This is a genomic window from Halomonas sp. 111 (assembly GCF_052379685.1).
GTDB classification, from domain to species: Bacteria; Pseudomonadota; Gammaproteobacteria; order Pseudomonadales; family Halomonadaceae; genus Vreelandella; species Vreelandella citrativorans.
The window spans coordinates 1-18,218 of sequence record NZ_JBQSYV010000013.1 but is presented as its reverse complement, the minus strand read 5'-3'; the positions used below and the strand labels follow the sequence as shown (position 1 = coordinate 18,218).

Genomic DNA, 18,218 nt, shown 5'->3' with positions numbered 1-18,218 from the left:
TTTGATATTTATTTAAGTAGATATTTAAAGGATGGGTTAGGTGTTTTAGACCCTGATGAACAAAGGTCATCAGCTTGATAGGATGCCGCTATTCATGCCTGCTGGATGTGAGGAAAAGCAGCAGTGGTGGGAGGTCGAGGCGGATTGGTTGATGTTTGTTAAAGGCTGGTTTTTGCTTTTAATTAAATGTTTTTTGATATTGGTTAAATAGCGGTGCCGTAAGGGTGTGCCCAAGGTTATAAATTGACAGGGAGTGTTGGGTAACTATAGTAAAAAAGCCGATTTATATTAAATGACTATTTAGGTGGTGAGCTCGTTATCTAGTGCGTGTGTTTAATTGATTAGCGGTTCAGTTCGTTTTGTTTCAAGCCACTGTTTGTTAACTGCTTGTTAATAAGTGTTTGTTAGTACGTGCTGGTTAACAAGTACGTTAACGCGTGAAACGACAAGGAGGAAGTAACAAATGAATGATTATGGAAAACAGGCTGACCCAGGTTCTTCAAATACTGACTCGCTCAAACAGCAAGGGCGCGATGCGGCACATGATGTAGGTGAAGCGGCTCAGCATCAGGCTGAAAGCTTTTACAATCAGCAGCGTGATACCGCCACCGAGCAGTCGCAAAAATTTACCAGCGCTTTTCGTAAGATGGCTGATGAGTTTGATCATCAAGATCAGCCGTACTTCTCACAACAGGCGAGAAAGTTTGCCGATACAGCTGATCGTTTTTCAGACAAGCTACGCAACAAGGACTTAAACAGCATCTGCCAGGAAGCGAAAAGCTTCAGTGAGCGTGAGCCTGCCTTGTTCTTTGGCGGGGCAATTGCGGCTGGGTTTTTGGTGACACGCTTCTTGCGTAGCTCAGGCAAGCATTCGCACTCACCTGGCGGTTCAAGCCGTTATTCAAACGGCCCAAGTAGTTATGCTCATCCGTCATCGGGTGCTTATTCAAGCCATGAGTCTCCTACGCCTGAGAACCCGGAAGGTGGCGTGATGGGTGGGGCAACTTCGCGTGCCTCTGACCCCACACAGCAACGCTCAGCGCCTACGGCAACGCCCGGCGGCACGGCTGATACCACTACTGCTAGGCCAGATTCAACCAATCAGCCCGGTGGCTCCGGTCGGCTGTAGCTGGCCTGTGTAGCCGCCAGCTGTGGATCAGCCTGTCGCCAGGTTTAAAAGATTGAGTTGAACGCCCTTAATCAAGGGCAAGAGAGGTTATGAATGGATTCAGATCACAATACGCCCCCACAAGGCGCGTCGGTCGGCTCGCTTTTATCGACGGTGATGCAGGAAATAACGTCGTTAGTGCGCAACGAAACCGAGCTTGCCAAGGCAGAGGTGTCGGAAAAAACGCATCAGGCCATGATCACCTTAGCGGCCATTGCGGTCGCAGGCGCGGTGCTTTTAGGCGGCTTTCTCACGCTGCTTGCCGCCCTTGTCTTTATGCTCAATGAGGTGCTTCCTCCTGATATGACGCCTTGGCTCTCTGCCATTATCGTTGGTGTGGTGGTATCGGTAATTGGCATCGTGATGCTTAAAAGTGGGCTTGCCAAACTTCAGGCGCGCAACCTGGTGCCTGACCGCACGTTGCATAGCCTACAGGCCGACAGGGTGCTCGCCAGAGAGCATAGGCATAACGTCAGGGAGGATTTGAAATGAGCGATCACAGCCATAACGACAGCCACAGCGATATCCATCATCAGCGCGACCACCATGACCATCGCGACCACGACCATCGCAGCACCGAAGAGATTGAAAAGGACATTCATCGCTCGCGTGAACGCCTTGACGCCACGCTGCATGAAATTGAGGAGCGCTTCTCTCCTCAACAGCTGTTAAACAGCTCTTATGACTATATTCGTCATGGCGGTGCTAACGAGTTTGCATCCAACTTGGGCGCAACAATCAAGCAGCACCCGCTGCCGTTTTTGATGACTACTGCCGGTCTTGGCTGGTTGATGCTTTCCCAGCGTCACCCGAACCATGAACGGCGCCATCAGCATGCATCTTCGCACCGCTATGCCGATGAACATGCGGTGAGCGGTTCTCACGGCTCGCCGGGAGTGCCGGTTCATGAGGGCACGCATACCGATGATGGAACGCCTATCTATAGCGGTACGCCAGGCTACGTTGCCGGTAATCCAGCACAGCATGGCAGTAGCAAAGGCCGTATGAGCAGCATGAAAGAGGGCGCGAAAGACAAGGCTCATCATATTAGCCAAAAGGCCAGAGATACCGCTCACCAGCTTGGCGACAAAGCACATCATCTTGGCGAAAAGGCACAGCACATGGGAGGCAGTATGCGAGACACCACATCCCACCTTCAGCACGGCACGCGGGATCACCTGCACAACATGTCGGATCGCGCTCGCCACGCGGGCAGTCAATCCTCTGAGTTTATTCAGGAGCACCCGCTGGTGGTCGGTGCGCTAGGGTTTGCGCTAGGTGCTGCGTTAGCGGGGCTGTTCCCCACGACGCGTAAAGAGGATGAATACATGGGCGAATACCGCGACCGCGCCTTGCACAAGGCATCCGAAGCGGGCCACGAGCAGGTGGATAAAGCCCAGCAAAAGATTCATGAAAAAGCCGAGCACATGAAAGAAGATGCGCATTCTGACCACACGCATTCGACGTCCGGCCAGCCTTCAGCGTCTTATGCAACGCCGGGCACGCCATCAGGCAGTAGCCCCACAGGTCATGGCTCAGCTTCAAGCATTAGCGCAAGCACCACGGGCGCCACGCCGAATACGGCCAAGGGAGTCACCGAACCCGGCCTTGCAGGCTCCAGTACGCCCTCCGGTAATACGCAAGACAACGACACCTTGACGCCGCCCAGGCGTTAATCAGGCAAGCAGACGCTCTTATCTTGTCGCGCAGTGCCCGGCCTTGGCTGGGCACTTTTTTATGGGCAGCATTAATGCTTTTTTTTGCGCCCGAAGCCAGCCAAAGCGGTAGCGTTCACTCTCGCCGGGGGAGCGCATTCGAGTAGGTATTAAGATGCGCAAGGTGGTCATCGGCGTCCTGCAGTGCTTCTAGCGTGGCAGGGCGGTCACGCTCGGCCAGCAGTGTGCAGAGCACTTCCGAAACGGCCAGCGCAGGGGCCAGAGTATGAAAGAAGCTGTAGCTCTCGGTGGCGCAGTAAACCGTATGCTCGGAAATACTCACCAGCGGTGATACCTCGCTATCGGTGATCGAGAGAACCGCCAGGCCTTTATCTTTTGCTAACTGCGCAAGCGTTAGTGTATCGCGCGCGTAGGGGTTGATGGATATGACCAGCAGCACCTCATCCGGTTTTGCACGAATCAGGGCATCGCCCCCCGTGCCAGCAGGCCCATCAAGATGTACCGAGCGCTCGCCCAATAGCGACATAACGTAATGAAAATGCCAGGCCACCGCATGGCTTGAACGTAACCCCAGCACATAGATTTTTTTGGCTGCCGCGAGCCTTTCGGCCATGGCGGTTAAGCGCTGCAGCGGCTCAGGCTCGCAAAGCGCGGCTATCTGGGTGCTTAACCCATGCAGCATGTGATGCGCAATATCACTGCCTGGCGCGCTTACCGCCTGACCATCACGTTGGCGCACCTTGGCCGCAAAGCCATCGTTTCGCTGACGCACCGTTTGTGCATAGTGGGCGCGAATTTCGTTATAGCCCTGAAAGCCCAGCACTTTGGCAAGCCGCGTCATGGTCGCCGGTTGAACTGCCGCCAAGCGCGCCAGTTCGCGCATGGACACCAAGGCCACTTCTTCCGGATGCTCAAGTACGTAGCGCGCGGCCTGTTGCAGTTGGGCGGACATACCATCGAACTGCGCAATGATCTGCTCTCTTAACGGATCGCTCTGGGATACAGGGCTTTTTGACGCAGAGCTTTTTGATGTAGGGCTTGTTGATGACATAGCAGAGCTGCCTCTTGAATACGCCCAAGGGCTTTAGATGATTGCGCACGAGGGTAGGGGCGCTTTTCGATAAAATAATGATCCAATTGTTTTAATTTTTCAATTAAAGATTTGTATGTTGCATTGGCGCCCTCGGTCGTGTCACTCTTGTTCTAAATAGGGTGGTTGATGGTCATCTGAAGAGGAAAGGGCTATGACGCGTATTCTTCACCGCAGTATTGGTCAGGCGTTACCGCATGCGGCGTCAGCACAGGGCGTTTATATCACTGATACCGAAGGCCGCCGCTACCTGGATGGTTCGGGTGGGGCGGCGGTGACGAGTGTGGGGCACGGCCATCCGGAAGTGCTGGCGGCCATGCGCGCCCAGATTGATAACCTCTGCTACGCCCATACCGGCTTTTTCACCACGGATGCTGCCGAGGAGCTGGCCGAGCAGCTGGTGAACCTGTCGCAAGACGGGCTGGATTATGTCTATCTGGTATCCGGCGGTTCAGAAGCGGTAGAGGCCGCGTTAAAAATGGCTCGCCAGTATTTTGTCGAAACCGGCAGGCCAGAGCGGCGGCATATTATTGCCCGGCGCCAGAGCTATCATGGCAATACCCTGGGCGCGCTTGCCACTGGCGGCAACGCCATGCGTAGGCAGCAGTTTCAGCCGCTTCTGCCTCAAACGCACCATGTTTCACCCTGCTACGCCTACCGTGACAAGGCAAGCGACGAATCTTTTGAGGCGTACGCAGCAAGGCTTGCCGATGAGCTTGAGGCCAAAATTCTTGAGCTGGGCCCTGAAAGCGTCATGGCGTTTGTGGCCGAACCGGTGGTGGGGGCGACCCTTGGCGCGGTGGCCGCTGAGGCCGATTACTTCAAGCGGGTGCGGAAAATCTGCGATCAGCATGGCGTACTGCTGATTCTCGATGAAGTCATGTGCGGCATGGGGCGCACGGGCACTCTGTTCGCCTGCGAGCAGGACGGCATAACGCCGGATATTCTCACCGTGGCCAAAGGCCTGGGCGGCGGCTACCAGCCGATTGGGGCCGTGCTGTTGTCATCCGCTATTTATGAGAGCTTCGCCAACGGCTCTGGGCTTTTCCAGCATGGGCATACGTATCTTGGTCACCCGGTCGCGGCGGCTGCGGCGAACAAGGTTGTCGAGATCATCGCGCGGCCTGAAACACTGGCGAATGTAAACGCCATGGGCGCGCGCTTGCAAAGCGGCCTTGAAGCAGCGCTTGGCGCATCACCTTACGTGGGCGATATTCGGGGGAGGGGATTGTTTCGTGGCATCGAGTTGGTGGCCGACCGCGAGCTAAAGACGCCGTTTGATCCCGCTCGAAAAATTCACGCCAGGATCAAGCGCCAGGCCATGGCACGGGGCCTGATCAGCTATCCCATGGGCGGTACCATTGATAGCGTGTATGGCGATCACGTGCTGCTCGCGCCGCCGTATACGATTAATGCAGATGAGATTGATCTCCTCATTGAGCGGATCACCCAAGCGATTGACGCCGCAATAGCCGAATAACGGGCGCGATAGCCAAATAATACAAGAGGAAATGCACCATGAAGCAGTCCCCCTGCCCGCCGATGAGCGACGCCGATTGGCCTGAAGCGTTTACAGAGTTACGTGAAGGTTTTGCAGGCGCGATGAACGTCTACCGCACCATGGCACACCATCCGGCCCTGCTAAACGCCTGGGCGCCGTTGCGGCAGCACGTGGTGAAGGACAATGCCTTGGGGCCCGAGTTAACCGAAGTGGTGATTCTACGTGCCGGTTTTCGCCTGGGGTCGGCCTATGAGTGGGCCCACCATGTCAGCCGTGCGCTGGCGCTAGGATTTTCTGATGCGAGGATAAACGCTATTCGTGGCGTGCCTGAATCAATTAACGGCGTTGATGGCCTGATTGTTAGCGCGGTAGATGCGCTACTCGACAAGCGAATGCTGGCAAGCGATCAGGAAGAAACATTGGCCGAGGCGATTGGGCGTGAAGCCGTGATCGACCTGATGGCCATGGTCGGCTTCTATTCGGTGCTGGGGTATTTGCTCAAAACTTACGACACGCCGATTGATGAGGGTATTCAAGAAGAAGCGCGGTTGAACCCAGCGCTGTTTTCGCTAACACCGCCGCCTGTATAGCAAGCTAAGGTCTCGGGCAGCCCTACGCGGGGGCGCTGTGAACCCTTCCCTGGGCGCTACTTTCGCCATCTGACCGCCATGGATGGTGGGAATGCCGGAAACGCCGGGAGCTGTTTTCCGGCCTTGGCGAAAGACCCCCGCTACGGGCTGCCCGAGACCACGCAGTTACTCACGTAGGTATCTTCAATACATCCCTACTTAAACCGCCGCTTTACCTCGACACTCAGCCTGCCTTCACCCAAACGCAGCGAGAGTTTCTGGCCGGGTTTAGTCTCCTCGGCGCGGCGCACGACTTGGCCCTTGTCATCCTGGGCAATCGCATAGCCCCGGCCCAGTACAGCCAGCGGGCTAATCGCATTAAGCTCCCGTGCGGCGCTGGTTAAACGCGCCTGCTGACGTTGAAGCTGGCGCTGCATGGCGTTTTCCATACGGCGGTGCAATTGGCCCACCCGTTCGCTTTCTGCACGATGCAAACGCGCCATGCCCTGGCTCGCCAAGCGCTTGCCCAGCTGCGTTACGCTTGCCTGCTGCTGAGTAAGCGTTTGCTGCATAGCGCGATTTAAACGCTGGGCAAGGGTCGCCACGTGCTGGCGCTGGCGGTTTAGCTGCTCGCCGGGATGGCGAAGCCGTGCGCGCAGGCTATCCAACTGCTGGCTGTCGCGCTCCAACCGGCGCTGCATGGCGCGGTGCAGGCGGTGTTGTTGATCAACTAGCTGGCGCTTCAAGGCGTGTTGGTCCGGCACCAGGCGCTCGGCGGCAGCGGAAGGGGTCGGGGCGCGAACATCGGCGGCAAAATCGGCAAGCGTGACATCCACCTCATGGCCCACCGCCGACATCACCGGCAGGCGTGAATGAAAAATCGCCCGTGCCAGGTGCTCGTTGTTAAACGCCCACAAATCTTCCAGGCTGCCGCCGCCCCGGGTGATTAACACCACATCGCGCTCAGGGTCCAGCCGTGCCTGGCGGTTGAGTAGCCCAAGTGCTGCGATCATCGCGGGGGCGGCTTCTACCCCCTGAACCGGTACCGGGATTAGCGTTACATCTGCCGAGGGCCAGCGCGCCGCTAAAACGGCCAGCACATCACGAATGGCCGCGCCGGTAGCTGAGCTTAAAATCAGAATTTTGCGCGGTGGAAAGGGCAGGGGGCGCGTATTGGCAAACACGCCCTCGGCATCCAGCTGGGCTTTGAGGCGCTCAAACGCGGCCAGCAGCTCGCCAAGCCCCGCCGCCTGCACGGCTTCGGCAATCAGTTGGTAGTCACCACGCGGCTCAAACAGCGACACCCGCCCGCGCAGTTTTACCTGGTCACCATCGCGCATTGGCGCCGATACAAAACGCGCCCGCTGACGAAACAGCGCGCAGCGCACCTGGGCGCGGTCATCTTTAAGCGTGAAGTAGATATGCCCGGACGCCGGGCGCGAAACGTTAGAAAGCTCGCCTTCCACCCACACCTCGCCCACATCGCGTTCAAGGGTTTGCTTGGCGCGCTGGTTGAGTTGGCTGACGGAGAGTGCAGTGGGCGTTGGTGCGTTCATTGCTATCCCTTGCTTTAGGGAACCCAGGAATCTTGACGGCTAGTCGAGTAAAGTGGTGTCGCTACTTCAAGGTATCATTGTATTACCGAGGGAATCACGAGGAAATGCTATGAGTCACCAGCTTACACCGCTGATCGCTTTTTACCGTAGCGAGGCACCAGATCATAAAGGGCGCTATATCAATGCCATTTGGGCTTTGTCGCACTTTTGGTTGGAGCACACCCATGATTATATTCAATGGCTTTTTCCCATTCCTGAAGCTGGTCGTTTTAACGGTTTTGCCCCGCGACTGACTGATGTCGAGCGTGAAGTATTTCACGACGAGAGTGCGTTACGCGAGCAGCAGCGCGTGTCGTTGGATGTGATGTTACGTTTTTTGGGTTTAGTGCGGGATGGGCTCACCATTACCGCCCAACCGAGCCTCAATATCCGTGATCATGTTTGGCTCAAAGCGGGTGGGCATAATCACCTGCGCATCTCGCGGATGATTCGTTCTTTGGCACTTTGCCACCAGTGCGATCTGGCGCTGGCTCTTCAGCAAGCCGTCATACACATTGGTACCGAGGAGGGCATCGTCTCGAATGCCTCGATCCAGTATTGGAGCGTGGCACATAAGGAGTAGCCTGTATTATTCGGTTATTGTTACTGGCATGCCGCAATAATAGAAAAGCCGTAAAGCCTTACGTCTGGCGTTCCTTCAACGAGACAGCCTCTTCGGCGTGATGTGGTCACTGGGTCTGTCAGTGGCTGGAAGTAGCTGAAGTGGTGGCTCGCGGGGTCATCACTATCCACGTCGGTATCTAGCTGAGATACGATCCTTTCGTGTGTTGCAGCGCTGAGTGCTTCCCATTGCTCCATGTTGCCCTTCTGTCTGTTATCTACATGCAGGTAGAGGGCGATAGGGAGCTTGATAACCTTCTTCTTTAGTGCTTTTCCCAGGCTTGTTTCATCAAGCTCGATGAGCTGATTGACGGCTTTTTGCCACGGGCGAACGAGTCGCTGTGTAGTTGTTGTGTACTCTTCACCAGGTTGACGACCATTCACAGAAGCACGAATGACTTTCAGTTCGACGAGGAAGCTGGTGCTGCGATAGTCGAAAATGATATCCACTCGGCCTTTGCCGCTGGCGTCATCTGTCTGACGAGATACCTGTACTTCAGTGGCAATGTGGCCGATCTGGCTATTAAAGCCATCACTGAGCAGCGCCTTGATAAAGGTACCGTAGAGTTCCCGCTCATTGGGAATACGTGTATTGCGAATGAAATGACGCGTATCTGGATCGTCAAGCGCTTTCCCCAACGCACTGCATAATATCACCATCATATCGCGCGAAACACGTGCCCCCGTGATGTTATCCGGATTGCTGTAGTAGAGCTGCCTGGGTTGGTCTGCCATTGTTATTACCTTTTATTAATAATAAACAGCATGATACACCTTGTAGCCATATTATTCGCTCAAGGGTCTGTTTGGCGCGCTGGTTGAGTTGGCTGACGGCTACCTCTTATTTGAGCATGTCTGGAAAGGCTTCATTCAACCACTTAATAAAGTTCCGTTTGGCTTTAAATTCGCTATGTAGCTGCGTCAGCATGTGCGCGAAAGCGCTGTATTGAGCTGGCGTTTGCAGGCTCTTTTTCAGCTCTTTCAGTAATGCGATGCCTTGGCGATAGCCCTGCTTATTGGTTTGTTCTACATATAGCCGTACCAGCCGCAGGTAGAGCGGTATCTGGGCATCGGGAGAGGGCAGGGCTTTGGCTAATTGGTACAGCAAATGCGCTGATACTTTATGCTCAGCGCACAATGCTTGGGCATCGTCCAAACGACCCTCGTGCAAGTAAATTTCCAATAAGCTGTCTTTTGCCCGTTGTACTTGGTAGAAAGGCATCTTCTCCGACGGTTGGGTGATGCATTTTAATAACCAGTCACAGGCCCGTTGGCGATAATCGGTGGCTAGCTGATGTGCTTCTATTAGCGTTACTAGCTGCCGGTAATCTTCCAACTGCTGGGTATGCTGATAGATCCCCCACTGTTGCTCTGCCGCCGCGTCTGCTTCGCCGCGATGCAGCTTTAGGCGTATCTCAAGCCGGTTGCGTTCAAGCCGCCAGCGATGGTTGTTTTTTGCCTCGCACTCAGCAGCATACGTTAGCCACGCTGCCACTTGGTCCCAAGCTTCATACGCTATACACAGCTCAGCAGCCTCTAGGCAGTCCTTCTCATCGCTGATGGTTTTCTGATACAGCGCCAGTATTGCGGGCAGGTCACCGGCGGCTTGCGCACGTTTGAGTAACGGCTCGCGCAGGCGAGTCAATCGGTAGCGATCATCCCATTTCATGGTGGCTGTTTGGTTCGGCAGTTCATCCAGGGCTTGTTGCAGGCGCTCATGATAGGCATTTTGGCTCGCTTGGTTCAGCACATCCAAATAGGCATCAGGAATGGGTGGGTAGCGATCCTCTTCCCCGCCAAATGATTTTTCATAGAGGTAGTCTGCTAGTTTGTCGGCAGGCCAATCGAGCCGCTTTACGGTCTTAATATGCAAGGTGTGCAAGAGGTGTTCGCAGTGGAAACGGAAGCCGCCGGAGTCATCAATGGTTTCCAGCGCTTTATCCATGCGCGCGAGTGCGTAGTCCACCAGTGCCAGGCTTTTTACTGAGGGGAGTTGCGGCACTTGTTCGGCCAACTGTTCAATAACGGCTTCTGCCTTACTGAAATAGTGGCTTACTTGAGAATAGCGGAACAACCCACGATTGATGGGAAACGCAGCGGTGATGCGTTTTTTCAGCGCTTTATGATCCAGCACGCCAAGTGCTGCATCCGCCTTCAACGACCACTGTTGGTACAGCACAGGGTCATTTTCAATAAGCGATAACAGAGCCTCGACCAGCGAGGGTTTGTCTAACGACCCAACGTAAGCGTGAATGCGATCTGAAGTGTCGCCTTCTACCCGTTGTGCTTGCTTGGCTTGCTCTGCGCGGAACGCTAGCGCAACGGCCACGCAGTGCTTGCAGAAATCAATGTCTTCGGAGGCAGGGCAATTACAACCTCCGCTCAAACCTTGCTTGGTTAACGTCAATGCCACATGGTAAAGCTCGCTGCCCTCGACGTCAGCGCTAATGGTGGAACCGCTTTTATCCCAATGGATCACCATGCCCTGTTGGTAATATTGAACCCCTCGGGAAAAAGCCGCATCACCCGCCAACATAACCAGCTGTGAGTCTGAAATTAACGTCTCATCCATTGTCGCCACCCGACATTTCTATAGAGCTAAATGACGTATAGGTTAACATTAACTGCAGGGTAATGGCCGTCACAGAGTATGCGCTAGCAGTGAGCCAAGCAGGAGTAGTGACGTTGAATAGGGGCAGTAGCATTGCTGGGGAACCCCTCAAAACGCTATAATGGGGGATTAACTTTTCACGCCCCTTCTTCCCACATCAAATTGGGTGTTGCCGCTATGCTACGTATGGCCCAAGAAGCGCTTACGTTCGATGACGTACTTCTCGTTCCTGGCTTCTCCGATATCCTCCCCAAGGATGTCAGTCTCAAAACTCGCCTGACCCGTAATCTCTCGCTTAATATCCCGCTCGTTTCTGCTGCGATGGACACCGTGACCGAAGCGCGTCTGGCGATTGCGATGGCTCAGGAAGGCGGCATCGGCATCATTCACAAGAACATGACCATGGCCCAGCAGGCCACGGAAGTGCGCAAGGTCAAAAAGCACGAAAGCGTCATTGTTAAAGACCCGGTCACCGTTAGCCCCAAGGCCAAGCTTGAAGACCTTCTCGCCATGGCGAAAGAGAACGGTTTCTCCGGCTTCCCGGTGGTGGAAGGCGAAACGCTGGTAGGTATCGTGACCGAGCGTGACATGCGCTTCCAGCCGAACGTCGGCGACAGCGTGGCCGATATCATGACCCCGCGTGATCGGCTGGTTACCGTTAAGGAAGGCACTGACCTTGAAGCCAGCAAAGCCAAGATGCGCGAACACCGCATTGAGAAAATGCTGATTGTCGATGACGCCTTCCACCTGCGTGGCCTGGTCACCTTCCAGGATATCGAAAAAGCCCGCACCTACCCGATGGCCGCTAAAGACAGCGATGGCCGCTTGTTAGTAGGCGCCGCCGTAGGCACCGGCCCAGAAACCCCGGATCGTGTTATCGCACTGGCGGAAGCAGGCGTGGACGTGATCATTGTCGATACCGCCCACGGCCATTCCCAAGGCGTTATTGACCGCGTTAGCTGGATCAAAGAGCACTATCCGGACATTCAGGTCATCGGCGGCAACATTGCCACCGGCGCCGCTGCCAAAGCATTGGCCGAGGCGGGTGCTGATGGTGTGAAAGTGGGCATCGGCCCGGGCTCCATCTGCACCACGCGCATTGTGGCCGGTGTGGGCGTGCCGCAAATCACCGCCGTTTCCAATGTGGCCGCCGCGCTTAAAGAGTATGACATTCCGTTGATTGCTGACGGTGGCGTACGCTTTTCTGGCGACCTGGCCAAGGCAATTGCCGCTGGCGCAAGCGCGGTGATGGTCGGCGGTTTGCTGGCCGGTACCGAAGAAGCACCGGGCGAAGTCGAGCTGTTCCAGGGCCGTACTTATAAAGCCTACCGTGGCATGGGTTCCATGGGCGCCATGGCGCAAAACCAGGGCAGCGCCGACCGCTACTTCCAGGATAAGGACGCCGGTGCCGAGAAGTTGGTGCCCGAAGGCATCGAAGGCCGCGTACCGTATAAAGGCATGATGAGCGCCATCGTTCACCAGATGATGGGCGGGCTGCGCGCCTCCATGGGCTACACCGGCTGCCGCGATATTCAGGAAATGCGTACCAAGCCGGAATTTGTCCAGATTACCGGTGCTGGCTTTAATGAATCCCACGTTCACGACGTGCAGATCACCAAAGAAGCTCCCAACTACCGGGTGAGCTAACCAGCGCTTTAAGTAACACGGCGGCGGGCATTGCTCCGCCGCTTGCTTTTCGGCCTTACCAGCAGCACCTCCACTGCTTACTCGAGATACCGCCATGAATGATATCCACGCTCACAAAATCCTGATTCTCGACTTCGGCTCACAGTACACCCAGCTGATCGCCCGCCGGGTACGCGAAATTGGCGTATTTTCTGAGGTTCGCGCCTTCGATATCACCGAAGAAGAGATCCGCGAGTACAACCCCAACGGCATCATCCTAGCCGGCGGCCCGGAGTCCGTGACCGAGCTGGATTCCCCGCGTGCGCCGCAGTGCGTGTTCGAAATGGGCCTGCCCGTGTTTGGCGTTTGCTACGGCATGCAGACCATGGCAGAGCAGTTGGGCGGTAAGGTGGAAGGCTCCAACAAGAGCGAGTTTGGCTATGCGCAAATCCGCATCGATGCTGAAAACGCACTCTTCAAAGACATCAAAGATCACGTAGACACCGCAACCGGCAAAGCCCTGCTGGATGTGTGGATGAGCCACGGCGACAAGGTCGCCCAAGCGCCTGCCGAGTTCACCATTACCGCTTCCACACCCAGCTGCCCGATTGCGGCGATGGTCTGGGAAGAGAAGCAGTTCTACGGCGTACAGTTCCACCCGGAAGTGACCCACACCCTGCAAGGTCAGCGGATTCTTGAGCACTTCGTGCTGGATATCTGTAAAGCTGAAAAACGCTGGACGCCTGCCCAAATCATCGAAGACCAGGTACAGCGCGTACGCGAGCAGGTAGGCGACCGCCACGTACTGCTCGGCCTTTCCGGCGGTGTAGACTCTTCCGTAGTCGCCGCGCTGTTACACAAAGCGATTGGCGACCAGCTGACCTGCGTATTCGTAGATAACGGCCTGCTACGTAAAGCGGAAGGCGACCAGGTCATGGAAACCTTCGCCAAGCACATGGGCGTCAAGGTTATCCGTGTAGACGCCGAAGACCTATTCCTGGGCAAGCTTGCAGGCGAGAAAGACCCGGAAGCCAAGCGCAAAATCATTGGCAACACCTTCATCGACGTGTTCGATGAAGAAGCCAGCAAGATTGAAGGCGTCGAGTTCCTGGCCCAAGGCACCATCTACCCGGACGTGATCGAATCCGCCGCCTCCAAAACCGGCAAAGCGCACGTCATCAAATCCCACCACAACGTGGGCGGCCTGCCGGAAACCATGAAGCTGAAGCTCGTCGAGCCGCTGCGCGAGCTGTTCAAAGACGAAGTGCGCAAGCTTGGTTTGGAACTCGGCCTGCCCTACGACATGGTCTACCGCCACCCCTTCCCGGGGCCGGGCCTGGGCGTACGTATTCTGGGGGAAGTGAAGAAAGAGTACGCCGATATCCTCCGTGAAGCCGACGCCATCTTCATCGAAGAACTACGCGCCTCCGGCTGGTACGAGAAAACCAGCCAGGCATTCGCCGTGTTCCTGCCGGTTAAATCGGTAGGCGTAGTAGGCGACGGCCGCCGCTACGAGTGGGTCATCGCTATCCGTGCGGTAGAAACCATCGACTTCATGACCGCCCGCTGGGCGCACCTGCCTTATGAGCTGCTGGAGACTGTCTCCAACCGCATTATCAATGAGTTGGGTGGGGTTTCACGGGTGACTTATGATGTGAGTAGTAAGCCGCCGGCTACTATTGAGTGGGAGTGAGTGCTTACTTTCTAGCTCTATTCGCAAACCCGCCGAAAGGTGGGTTTTTTAGTTTTATGCCACTACACTGGTAATTAACACAGTTTAATCTCGATTACGAAAGTAAAGATGAGTAATTCTTTATTTATGTCGGAGCTATATTGAATATCATTCTCTTTTTTGCGTATATATTTTTGAAAAGCCCGTTTCCCTAAATTTTAGTTACCGATTTCTAGCGAGTCCATCAGTAACGCGTCTACAGTCATTGCGTTAATACAAGGGGTGCTACCTCCAGCGTGGTCACATGGCGATAAGTATAACTTTAGTCGGGTAATTTACCTCTTTCCTTGCGTGCGATTTTTTATTAGGTATTCTTATTATTTCAATGGGCTTGCAGCAGATGCTGTGGCGTGGCTTCATACGTGACTAGATCAGTGCATAGTTAAATATGCCACGCCGATGGGGCAATGAGGTCAAGAATAGTGGCTAATCAAAAAAGCTTTACTGAAAAAACTAATGCTGATAATAAAGAAATCGGCTTTCACTACCAGTATTATTATTTTATTTATCGGCTTTTAAACTTGAAGTCTGGACAGTCTGTAGGCCTTGAAGTTAAAGATGATGTCCATACTGATTTAGATAACGATGCACAAATACTGTTTCAACTTAAGCATACAGTTCAAAGCGGCACTACCGGAAGAACAATTGCTCTTACAGAACTAGATGGAGATATCTGGAAAACTTTAAATAATTGGGCAAAGATTATTTCAGATGAAGTCGTGGGCCGTAAGTGTACGCTTGAGCAAATAAATTTCATAAAAAAAACTGAGTTCCATCTAGTAACAAATAAATCAGAAAGCAAAAATAATAAACTTTTAGATAACTTGGAAGCTTTCAGAGAAAAGAAATTAAGTTATGAAGAGTTGTATCGTTATATAAGCTCATTGCACGTAAAAACCAAAGATAAAAATATTAAAGACTATATAAGTGCAGTTCTTTCTCTTGAAAGTGATGTTTTTCAATTGTATATGAGTAAAGTTTATCTTGAGATGGATGTGGCCGATATTCACGAATTGATAAAAAAGTCAATAAGGGAGAAAATGGTTGAAAGTTCAAAAATAGAAGAAGTGTTTGAAAGGCTTGATTCTAATATAAGGACTGATAATTACATAAATGTGAAGCAAGGCAAGAAAATAGAGCTGAGTTTCGATTCTTTCTATAGTCGATATAGAACTATTTTTTCTGCATCTAGAGAGCCACTTCAATTAGATAAACCATTTGTTCCAGATTATCCTGATGATGTTTTTTCACAAGTGTTTATAAAGCAACTTATTGCAATTAAAGCTATGAAAAATGATGATGTTGAAAGGGCATTTGAGTTTACTACTAATAAATTGAAAATAGTACGTTTTTTAGACGAGTGGCTTCAGTCGGGAGAGCTTGTCTCCGATGAGATATCGGCCTTTCATAATGATGTAAAATTAAAATGGAACAACGCCTTTGACCACTGGTGCGAGAGCTGTCTTGATCATGAGGTTATTAGTAAAGCAAAAAGCCTACTTTATGACCTTCGTCGGATAGAGTTTTTTATAGCAAACAGTAAACTTAATACAGAATTGAGTAATGGCGAGGTTTACCATCTGTCGGATAAAAATCAGATTGGGTGGCATAGAGACTGGGAAGTACTATGATTGAAAAAATAGATAGGGCTGATAAGTTTTTTTGGGACGGCTATAATAACGTCGGCATAGGTGTAGTAGCAATTGCATCAGTACTTAATTATTCTGGTAGTCTTACTGTTCCAAAGGCGCTATTGGTTATTCCGATGATTATACATCAACCCACCTTGGCCCATATGGCACATAAAAAAGTGCAGTCGAGAGGGTCAGCTGCTCTTGCAACAAGTTGGCCAAAACTATTTGTTAACTTCAACGAACGATTTGAGAGTTGCCTTCCTTTATCAGTTAATTCAATACAGCTTCTCGTGCATCTTAATTATGCAAATTTAGGTCAGACTATTGTACGCCGAGATTGTTTAGAAATAGATAAAGAATTTGGACAGCGTGCTCAAAAAATAGAACAAGCAGCCCAAAAAATTTCTGAGCTTCTTCATGAAAGCGAAGAAGAACTTTACTTAAACTTTAGGGTGCATCTGTGAATTTTGGAATTGACGCTATAGCATTGTGGTCTCGAAAAGATGAGATTCGCGTATTAGAATTTGAGCGCAATAAAGTCAACGTTATTACTGGTGAAAGTCAAACCGGTAAATCCACTATTTTGAAGATTTTTGACTATTGTTTTTTGGCAAGTGAGCACGATATTCCTCATGATGTCATCAATGATAATGTGAGTTGGTACGGAATAAAATTTTACATTAATAAAAAAGACTTTTTCCTTGCCAGGAAGAGCCCCAATGAAAACGAGGTTTCAGCTGATTATTATTTTTCATCTTTAGGGAAGGTGCCTGAAATACCTTCTCCAAATATAAGGCAAGAGGATCTTCGTACTATTCTTGAAGCCGAATTTTCAATTGATGATCGAGTACGAATGCCGTTTGGAGGAAAGGTTTTAAAGCCCGGTTCTAAGATTTCTTTTCGGTACTTTTTTCTTTTTAATTCTATTTCAGATGATATTATAATTAACAGTAAGAATTTTTTTGACAAGCAAGAAATAGATCGCTATCGCGAAGCATTGCCAAGAATTTTTGACCTTGCTTTAGGGATTGATGACCTAGAGAATATTATTTCTCGAGAGCGTAAAGATTTTTTGTTTAAGGAATTAGCTAAATTAGAAAGAAAAACGCTTTTATTAGTAGATAACAAAAGCTCGTTTACTAACGAAATACAAAATATTGCAGCAAAAACTGCAGAATATGGTCTTACTCCTGAGCTTGATAAGGATATAACCGCCACTAAGCTGCTTGAGATATTGGATAGATCAAGTTTGTTTCCAAACTATGATGCTTCTACAAAACGTAGATCTGATATCAATTCAGAACTGTTTTCTATCAATAGACAAATCCGAAAGTATTCGCAGTTTAATGAAGAGTACAAAAGTTACAAATCAACTATTAAAAAATCTCAAGATAGTTTAAAGCCTTTAAAAGTATTGATGGAGCGATCTGGTGAGGTAGTTAAATCAGAAGTTTTTGATGAGCTGATCAGTAGTCTGCAAGTCGATCTCCATAAAATTAACGAAGCTATTAAAGCCAGGCGTCCAGTTGAAAGTCAAGTTAACGAAACGGTTAATCAGCTTTTAAGTAAAAAAACATTACTAACCGAAGAGCTTCAGGTGCTACCTGAAATGCCCCGTTCATTTAATCAATTACAGGACATGTGGTTCTTTTTAGGAGAAGCGAGAGGAAAACTCAGTGTTTATTCAAGTATTGATGTAAAAAGAAACAAAAAGCCTGTGCCATACTCTTTAGAAAGTATTAAGGATGAATACAATAATACTCATGTTAAAGATGTTGAGGCAGAGCGTATAGCTACCATAAACCTTATAGATGAGGTGGCAAATGAATTGAAAAGGCAGACTGAAACAGCATTAGAGAATTATGCCTCTTGGTATGCAAGTTTTAATTATAAAGAAAAGAAAATACAATTGAGAAAGCCAAAGTCAACCTTGATTGAGAATGTCGGTAGTAGCTCTAATCACATGTTTTTACACCTTATACACTTTTTATCCCTTCATGAGGTTGCTATCAATAAATGCTCAAAATTTGTTCCTAGTTTTCTGATAATTGATCAGCCTAGTCGTCCATATTGGGGTGAAGATGAGGACTCAAACCCTGAAAATCTAATTCACAGCGACAAAGTCAAAATAAGAACTGCTTTTGAGATGATTGATAAATTTATTGAAACTATTAATAGTGAATATAAGCAAGAATTTCAAATGATTATGTTTGAACATGTGCCGCCCTTAATGTTCGAAGATCTACATAATATTAATCTCTTGCCAACATTTCGAGATGGTAATGCACTTATCCCTCCCAGCTGGAGAAGCGTTTAAATAACTAATGCTTAACTATGTGCACGGTTTTTGTTCTCAGGGATTTTGTTTTAAATAACAATTAGCTAATGTTTTAGT

The 18,218-nt window shown here is 51.1% G+C and carries 15 protein-coding genes; 11 read left to right on the top strand and 4 right to left on the bottom strand.

What is annotated here, in order from left to right:
• Nucleotides 1-463 precede the first annotated feature (463 nt).
• From ACT3T7_RS11015 to ACT3T7_RS11005, 3 genes are all read left to right on the top strand, one after another.
• Nucleotides 464-1,129: a hypothetical protein gene (locus ACT3T7_RS11015; protein ID WP_444631071.1), complete on the top strand. Its 666-nt coding sequence runs from the start codon at nucleotides 464-466 to the stop codon at nucleotides 1,127-1,129.
• Nucleotides 1,130-1,222: 93 nt separating this feature from the next.
• Nucleotides 1,223-1,660, top strand: coding sequence for a phage holin family protein (locus tag ACT3T7_RS11010; protein WP_444631070.1), 438 nt, complete (start codon nucleotides 1,223-1,225; stop codon nucleotides 1,658-1,660).
• A complete protein-coding gene (locus ACT3T7_RS11005; protein ID WP_444631069.1) occupies nucleotides 1,657-2,844 on the top strand; it encodes a DUF3618 domain-containing protein in 1,188 nt (395 codons plus the stop codon). The genes ACT3T7_RS11010 and ACT3T7_RS11005 overlap by 4 nt, the downstream gene beginning before the upstream one ends.
• Before the next feature lie 115 nt (nucleotides 2,845-2,959).
• Here ACT3T7_RS11005 and ACT3T7_RS11000 read toward each other — a convergent pair whose 3' ends face one another.
• Nucleotides 2,960-3,895 (bottom strand): MurR/RpiR family transcriptional regulator, encoded by a 936-nt coding sequence (locus tag ACT3T7_RS11000; RefSeq protein ID WP_444631068.1) that lies wholly within the window; start codon nucleotides 3,893-3,895, stop codon nucleotides 2,960-2,962.
• A gap of 193 nt (nucleotides 3,896-4,088) precedes the next feature.
• Between ACT3T7_RS11000 and ACT3T7_RS10995 the strand changes: the two genes are divergently transcribed.
• Together ACT3T7_RS10995 and ACT3T7_RS10990 are read left to right on the top strand one after the other, a co-directional pair.
• Nucleotides 4,089-5,414, top strand: a complete 1,326-nt coding sequence (locus ACT3T7_RS10995) for an aspartate aminotransferase family protein (RefSeq protein ID WP_444631067.1) — start codon at nucleotides 4,089-4,091, stop codon at nucleotides 5,412-5,414.
• Between the two features lie 38 nt (nucleotides 5,415-5,452).
• A complete protein-coding gene (locus ACT3T7_RS10990) occupies nucleotides 5,453-6,025 on the top strand; it encodes a carboxymuconolactone decarboxylase family protein (protein WP_444631066.1) in 573 nt (190 codons plus the stop codon).
• Between the two features lie 194 nt (nucleotides 6,026-6,219).
• Here the strand turns inward: ACT3T7_RS10990 and xseA are convergent, their stop codons facing one another.
• Nucleotides 6,220-7,560 carry an exodeoxyribonuclease VII large subunit gene (gene xseA, locus ACT3T7_RS10985; protein WP_444631065.1) on the bottom strand — a complete coding sequence of 447 codons (1,341 nt, stop codon included), beginning with the start codon at nucleotides 7,558-7,560 and terminating at the stop codon, nucleotides 6,220-6,222.
• Between the two features lie 109 nt (nucleotides 7,561-7,669).
• Here xseA and ACT3T7_RS10980 point away from each other — a divergent pair, with 109 nt between their 5' ends.
• Nucleotides 7,670-8,182: an opioid growth factor receptor-related protein gene (locus ACT3T7_RS10980; RefSeq protein ID WP_444631064.1), complete on the top strand. Its 513-nt coding sequence runs from the start codon at nucleotides 7,670-7,672 to the stop codon at nucleotides 8,180-8,182.
• 20 nt (nucleotides 8,183-8,202) lie between these two features.
• Here ACT3T7_RS10980 and ACT3T7_RS10975 read toward each other — a convergent pair whose 3' ends face one another.
• Nucleotides 8,203-8,955 carry a hypothetical protein gene (locus ACT3T7_RS10975; protein WP_444631063.1) on the bottom strand — a complete coding sequence of 251 codons (753 nt, stop codon included), beginning with the start codon at nucleotides 8,953-8,955 and terminating at the stop codon, nucleotides 8,203-8,205.
• A gap of 106 nt (nucleotides 8,956-9,061) precedes the next feature.
• Nucleotides 9,062-10,792, bottom strand: a complete 1,731-nt coding sequence (locus ACT3T7_RS10970; RefSeq protein WP_444631062.1) for an SWIM zinc finger family protein — start codon at nucleotides 10,790-10,792, stop codon at nucleotides 9,062-9,064.
• A 216-nt stretch (nucleotides 10,793-11,008) separates the two neighbouring features.
• On the opposite strand from ACT3T7_RS10970, the gene guaB reads away from it, so the two are divergent.
• The 5 genes from guaB (at nucleotide 11,009) to ACT3T7_RS10945 (ending at nucleotide 18,140) form a co-directional block, all read left to right on the top strand.
• The gene (guaB, locus tag ACT3T7_RS10965; protein WP_172118172.1) at nucleotides 11,009-12,478 is read left to right on the top strand and encodes an IMP dehydrogenase; all 1,470 of its coding nucleotides are present in this window, start codon (nucleotides 11,009-11,011) and stop codon (nucleotides 12,476-12,478) included.
• 94 nt (nucleotides 12,479-12,572) lie between these two features.
• Nucleotides 12,573-14,150 (top strand): glutamine-hydrolyzing GMP synthase, encoded by a 1,578-nt coding sequence (guaA, locus tag ACT3T7_RS10960; protein ID WP_444631061.1) that lies wholly within the window; start codon nucleotides 12,573-12,575, stop codon nucleotides 14,148-14,150.
• A 461-nt stretch (nucleotides 14,151-14,611) separates the two neighbouring features.
• Nucleotides 14,612-15,820 (top strand): ABC-three component system protein, encoded by a 1,209-nt coding sequence (locus ACT3T7_RS10955; RefSeq protein WP_444631060.1) that lies wholly within the window; start codon nucleotides 14,612-14,614, stop codon nucleotides 15,818-15,820.
• The gene (locus ACT3T7_RS10950; RefSeq protein WP_444631059.1) at nucleotides 15,817-16,287 is read left to right on the top strand and encodes a three component ABC system middle component; all 471 of its coding nucleotides are present in this window, start codon (nucleotides 15,817-15,819) and stop codon (nucleotides 16,285-16,287) included. The genes ACT3T7_RS10955 and ACT3T7_RS10950 overlap by 4 nt, the downstream gene beginning before the upstream one ends.
• Nucleotides 16,284-18,140 (top strand): DUF3732 domain-containing protein, encoded by a 1,857-nt coding sequence (locus ACT3T7_RS10945; protein ID WP_444631058.1) that lies wholly within the window; start codon nucleotides 16,284-16,286, stop codon nucleotides 18,138-18,140. The genes ACT3T7_RS10950 and ACT3T7_RS10945 overlap by 4 nt, the downstream gene beginning before the upstream one ends.
• Nucleotides 18,141-18,218 lie beyond the last annotated feature (78 nt).